Genomic DNA, 384 nt, shown 5'->3' with positions numbered 1-384 from the left:
GGAATACGGATCTTGTTGTGATCATGGGCGGCAATGCTGCGGAAGCGCATCCTTGCGGCTTCAAATGGGTCACGGAAGCGAAGGCCAACCGCGGCGCCAAGCTCATCGTCATCTACCCGCGCTTTACGCGCTCGGCTTCGGTGTCGGATCTTTACGCACCGATCCGCCAGGGAACGGACATCGCCTTCCTGCTCGGCCTGATCAACTACTGTATCCAGCACGACAAGGTGCAGTGGGACTATGTGAAGGCCTTCACCAACGCGACCTATGTCGTCAAGGAGGGCTTCACATATAAGGACGGCCTCTTCTCCGGCTATGACGAGGCGAAGCGGGATTACGACAAGTCCACTTGGGACTATGACATAGGTCCGGACGGCTTTGCCG

At 57.8% G+C, this 384-nt stretch carries 1 protein-coding gene; it reads left to right on the top strand.

Features of this window, described 5'->3' with window-relative positions; genetic code table 11:
* Nucleotides 1-384, top strand: a 384-nt coding sequence (locus EN852_RS35520) for a molybdopterin-dependent oxidoreductase (protein ID WP_145994146.1), incomplete at both ends; no start/stop codon positions are given.

Origin of the sequence: Mesorhizobium sp. M2E.F.Ca.ET.209.01.1.1 (assembly GCF_004010375.2) — a bacterium.
In the GTDB taxonomy this organism is placed as follows: Bacteria; Pseudomonadota; Alphaproteobacteria; order Rhizobiales; family Rhizobiaceae; genus Mesorhizobium.
This window is presented reverse-complemented; position numbering and strand designations above follow the sequence as displayed.